Origin of the sequence: Frankia tisae (assembly GCF_025403405.1) — a bacterium.
GTDB lineage: Bacteria > Actinomycetota > Actinomycetes > Frankiales > Frankiaceae > Frankia > Frankia tisai.
Map to the genome: position 1 here is coordinate 1 of NZ_JANEZT010000431.1, position 5,132 is coordinate 5,132.

The following is a 5,132-nucleotide window of genomic DNA, read 5'->3' on the forward strand; positions in this document are numbered from 1 at the left end:
GGCGGTGACTGGTCCGGACCGCCGGGGACGCGGATGGTCACCGGCTCGGGATCGACCTCGGACGAGGTGTGCACCTCGCCGGCCTGGTCGGGGACCGCGGGGAGGGGCCCGACGGGTCCTCAGGCTCACGGTCGCTGGATGGATCGATGCCGGAGGGTCTGGCTGATGACACGAATCACCGGCTTAGGGGCAGGGTGGACGAAATGTGTGACCACCTCACATCATGGCGTGACTCTGTGGATCGCTCGGTGGCCGGTCGTCCCGGCGACACCGTCGGCAGGCTCCGGCCGTCATCGATCGCCCTCGGTCGCCGAGACCCAGACCGGCGGTCGGGGTGGCGCCGCTCGGTGCCCGGCGGGTGGTGTCGGGCGAGTCCAGCGTCGTCGGCGACGAATCGCCGAACGATCTGTCGCCGGGCCCGCCTCGCCGCCGAACGGGTCGTACTGGCCCGAACGTGCCGTCCAGAAGCCGTTCTTGGGCTACTACGGGGGGGCCTGCCTGCTGGTGTCGTTGCTGATCCACGTATCGATGGAGGAGACCTCACGAATCGGGGCTTGAAGATCGGGGCTGACAATGCGTGTGTTGCTGGTCGAGGACGACCACGGCGTCGGCGGCGCGATCAAGGACGTGCTGGACGCGCGCGGCCACCCGGTCGAATGGGTCACCCGGGGCGCGGACGCCCTGCTCCGCCATCGCAACGCTGACCTGCTGCTTCTTGACCTCGGGCTGCCGGACATCAGCGGGCTGGAGGTTCTGCGCCGACTGCGCCGGCTTGCCGCCACTCCGGTCCTTGTCCTGACCGCGATGGGCACGCACGAGCGCGACATCGTGCGCGGCCTGCGCCTCGGCGCCGACGACTACCTGATCAAGCCGGTACGGATGGACGAGCTACTCGCCAGAATGGAGGCCATTCTGCGCCGCACCGAGCGCAGCAGTGCCACCCCGGTTGGGCGGGTCCAGGTGAATGACATCGCCATCGACCTGGACACCCATCTGGTGACGGTCGCCGGTGAGGAGGTCGTGCTGACGCGGATCGAGTTCGAGATCCTGGCCGTGCTCGCCCGCAAGGCGGGGGCGGCGGTCAGCCGCGAGCAGCTGCTCGACGAGGTGTGGGGCGACGCCTACGTGGCGGTGTCGCGGACGTTCGACGTGCACCTGTCGAAGCTGCGCAAGAAGCTCGGCCGGCCGAGCCCGCTGCACAACATTCGCGGTTTCGGCTACCGGCTGGGCGACTGAGGTGCGCCGGCGGCTACTGATCGTGCTCATCGTGGCCGGTATCGGCGCGCTCGCCGCGTTCGCCGTCCCGCTGCTCTACACCACCTCCGCGGAGCGCACCGACCAGTTCGTCAGCCGGCGCACCGCCGACATCAACCGGTTCGCCGAGCTCGCGCTCACCGGCTCCGACCAGCTTGAACCGGAGATCGACGCGCACGCCGACCTCTACGGCGACGCCGTGGCCGTCGTCGACGCGGCGGGCCGGCCGATCGTCTCGCGCGGCGACCTCGGCGGCGGCGGGGACGTCGCGCAGGCGATCGACGCGGCGCTGCGCAACCAGCGCCAGGCCGGCCTGGCCGACATCCGGCCCTGGTCGTCCGGGCGGGTCCTGTTCGCCCGCCCGGTGGGCAACGGCGTCGAGGTCAGCGGCGCGGTGGTGCTGGTGTCGAGCCGGGGCCGGGCCGCGGCGGACGTCGGGCGGGTGTGGGGGCATGTCCTGCTCGGTGTGCTCGCCGTCGCCGCGCTGTCGGTGACGGTGATCCTACTGATCGTCCGCTGGGTGCTGCGGCCCATCACCCAGCTCGAGCACGGCCTGCGGGCGGTCGGCAAGGGGGTGCTCGCGGCGCATGTGCCGCCGCAGCAGGGGCCGTCGGAGGTGCGCACGCTGCTCGCCTCGTTCAATCGCATGTCGGACGCGGTCGCCGACTCGGCGCGCCGCCAGCGGGCGCTCATCGACGACACCTCCCACCAGCTGCGCAACCCGCTGATGGCGATGCGGTTGCGGATGGACATGCTGGCCGGCTCGCTGCCCGACGAGGCGCGCGACACCTACGCCTCCATGGTCGCCCAGGCCGGGCGGCTGCAGGTCCTGCTCGACGGCATGCGCGCACTCGCCGTCGCGGACGCGGCGGCCACCGAACTCGCCGCCCATCCCGCGACCCCGTCGGCCTGCGACGCGAGCGCGACGGTGCTCGAGCGGATCGACTTCTGGCTGCCCGCCGCCACCGCCCGCGACGTGACGTTGGTCGATCGCGTCCCGGCGGAACCCATCCCGCTGCTATGCGCCGACACGGACCTGGAGCAGATCGTCGACGTGCTGATCGACAACGCCATCAAGTACGCCCCGGGCAGCACGGTGACCGTGACGGTGACCGCCCGCTGGCCCTCGGGCCGAGGCCGGGTGACCGTGACCGACGACGGCGCCGGCGTGGCGCCCGGCGAGCTGCCGCGCCTGACCGAACGGTTCCACCGCGGCAACCACGATCTCGACGGGTCCGGGCTGGGCCTGGCGATCGCCGAGCGGCTGGTGACCAACAACGGCGGGCGGCTCATCCTGGAGACGGTGACACCGCACGGGCTGTCCGTCTCCGCCGAGTTGCCCACCGGGGAACGGCCCACCCCGCCGGTGGGCACCGTGCCCGCGGGCACGCCGGCCGACGGCGGGCGCGGCTCGGGGCTCCCCGGCCTGACACGACCGGGCCGGACCGACACGACGCCGACGGTCATGCTGCCCGGATACCGGCGGCGTCTGGCCCGGCGCCGCGATGATCCGGCGCGGGCCCCGATCCGCGGAGCCTCCCAGTGACCGCCTCCCGCCGCGCCGTGCTGCTCGGCGCCCTGGCGGTCGGGGCCACGGCCGTCACCGCCGCCGCCGGCGGCTGCTCGCAGGACGACCCCACGGTCTCGATCGCGGCCGGGGAGCCCGACGGCTTCTACATCGAGTTCGCGAACCTGCTCCGACCGCTGCTGCACGCCCAGGTGGTCCCCACGCTCGGCAGCGTGCAGAACATCCGCAGCGTCTCGGCCGGCACGGCGGACCTCGGGCTCGCCCTCGCAGACGCCCTCGACGCGGCGCAGAAGGGCTCGCCCGCCTTCGGCCAGGCCGTGCAGCTCTACGCGCTCGGCCGGGTCTACGAGAACTACATGCAGCTCGTCGTGCGGGCGGACAGCCCCGTGCACGGCGTGGCGGACCTGGTCGGCCGGGCCGTGTCGTTGGGCGCGAACGGTTCCGGCGCCGCGCTGTTCGGTGAGCGCCTGTTCGCCACCGCGGGGGTGACGCTCGGCCAGGCTCGCCACCTGTCTCTCAAGGACGCCGTGGGCGCACTGCGCGACGACATGATCGACGCCATGCTCTGGTCGGGCGGGGTCCCGACGGAGGTGCTGGCCCAGGCGGACCGGGAGTGGGGCATCCGGCTGCTGGAGCTCGGTGCCTACGTCCCCGAACTGCGCCGCCGCTACGGCCGCTACTACAACGAGGTCGCCCTGCCCGCCGGCACCTACCGGGCGGCGGGCGCCGTGCACACGGTGGGCGTCCCGAACCTGCTGGTCGCCGGGGCGGACTGCCCGGATCGGGTGGTCCGCAACACCGTCCGGGTGCTGGTCGAGCACGCCGGGCAGCTCGTGCCGAAACAAGCCCGCGGCACCCAGTACCTCGACGTCGGCAACCTCATCAACACCGAGCCCCTGCCACTGCACCCGGCCGCCGTCGACGCCTACCGAGCACTGCGCGGCTAGCTCGCGGCTAGCTCGCGGCTAGCTCCGGCGGTTGAACAGCATGCCCGAGGCCACGACCGACGCCGCGATGATGCCGAGGCTCCACAGCACCGCGTGCCAGGCGACGGAACCGACCGGCCCGCCGGTGAGCGCGGCGCGGGTCGTCTCCACCACGGTGTTCACCGGCTGGTCGCGGGCGAAGCCCCGCAGCCAGGACGGCATCGTGTCCACGGGGACGAACGCGCTGCTCGGATATGCCAGGAAGCTGACGAAGAAGGTGAACCCGTTCGCCGCCTCCGGCGAACCGGCGATGATCCCGATCGTCGCCGACAGCCAGGACAGCGCCAGCACGAACAGCGCCAGCACACCCACGGCCACCAGCCAGCCGCCGACGCCCGCGGACGGCCGGAAGCCGATCGCGAGGGCCACGCGGGCTATGTCCTTTACGCCGTTCCGGCGGAAGATCTTGAGCTCCTCGCCGTCCTCCTCGACGACCGTCCGGGAGACGTGCGAGGTGGCGGGCATGACCCCCTCGTCGAGCTCGACGCTGTCCGCCTTGGTGCGGCCGATCACCTGTTCCTGCTGTTCGACGGGTTCTCCGTGCCGTCGACGAACCCGGTCAGGTCACGGTCGTACTGGTACAGCCAGCCAGTGACCTCGGTGGCGACGGTCGCTATCTCGGCCAGCGCGTCGACGGCGTCCCGCGCGTTGTTGAAGACCGCCGTGCGGTTACCGCCAGCGATCCAGAGCCAGGCGTCATGCTGGGCCGCGGGCATCGTGAAACCGTCAGCCCAGCCCAGCCCAGCCCGTCCTGCTGTCACGTTCCGTGACGTCTGACGGTGTGGCTGAGGCGGGTCGCGACGTGGGCGATGGCTTGTGCGTCGGCGGTGGATGCAGGGGAGAGCGCCTACCTGTTCCCATGCACAACCTCCTCCTCGCGGGGCGGGGTGGCGGCGCTGGTGGGCCGTCCGGAGACGAGGCGGGCGCCGTCTGACATCACATCCCCTCACCGGGCATCGGAAAGGAACCGATGAGCGGCTGCACTAGCAGGGTGACGGCGAGTTGTCCGGCTGCCACTCGGGCCGTGTCTATTTCTGGCTCCAGTGAACGGTGAAATGGTACCACCCGCGTTCCATCGAGATCCGATCGGCATCGATCGCGAGATGTTCCGTGGGCTGCGCGGCGCGCCAGAACAACGTAAAGGCCGTGATGACCGGCACGGCGGCCGAGAGCAGATGCCACGGATCCCAGTCGGCACCTCCGGCGCGACGAATCCGGGCACACCGAGAACTCCGGCGGTGACCTGTTGACCGGTCCTGCGCACCGCCGCCCCGAAGCCGGTCGGCCGAGCCGAGCCGTCCGTGCCCAGCAGGATGTTCGCCGGGGTGACGTCGCGGTGCACGACGTCCGCCGCGTGCGGGGCC

At 72.0% G+C, this 5,132-nt stretch carries 5 protein-coding genes; 3 read left to right on the plus strand and 2 right to left on the minus strand.

Annotated elements, in window-relative coordinates; genetic code table 11:
* Positions 1-573: 573 nt before the first annotated feature.
* The 3 genes from NBZ85_RS27365 to NBZ85_RS27375 are packed head-to-tail and all read left to right on the plus strand — an operon-like array spanning position 574 to position 3,729.
* A complete protein-coding gene (locus tag NBZ85_RS27365; protein ID WP_261557148.1) occupies positions 574-1,236 on the plus strand; it encodes a response regulator transcription factor in 663 nt (220 codons plus the stop codon).
* 1 nt (position 1,237) lies between these two features.
* On the plus strand, positions 1,238-2,800 hold the full coding sequence (locus tag NBZ85_RS27370; RefSeq protein WP_261557147.1) for a sensor histidine kinase: 1,563 nt from the start codon (positions 1,238-1,240) through the stop codon (positions 2,798-2,800).
* Positions 2,797-3,729 carry a TAXI family TRAP transporter solute-binding subunit gene (locus tag NBZ85_RS27375; protein ID WP_261562888.1) on the plus strand — a complete coding sequence of 311 codons (933 nt, stop codon included), beginning with the start codon at positions 2,797-2,799 and terminating at the stop codon, positions 3,727-3,729. Before NBZ85_RS27370 ends, NBZ85_RS27375 begins: the two co-directional genes overlap by 4 nt.
* A gap of 18 nt (positions 3,730-3,747) precedes the next feature.
* Here NBZ85_RS27375 and NBZ85_RS27380 read toward each other — a convergent pair whose 3' ends face one another.
* Positions 3,748-4,281: an ABC transporter permease gene (locus tag NBZ85_RS27380; protein WP_498041266.1), complete on the minus strand. Its 534-nt coding sequence runs from the start codon at positions 4,279-4,281 to the stop codon at positions 3,748-3,750.
* A complete protein-coding gene (locus tag NBZ85_RS34145; RefSeq protein ID WP_498041267.1) occupies positions 4,278-4,484 on the minus strand; it encodes a hypothetical protein in 207 nt (68 codons plus the stop codon). The genes NBZ85_RS27380 and NBZ85_RS34145 overlap by 4 nt, the downstream gene beginning before the upstream one ends.
* Positions 4,485-5,132: the final 648 nt, after the last annotated feature.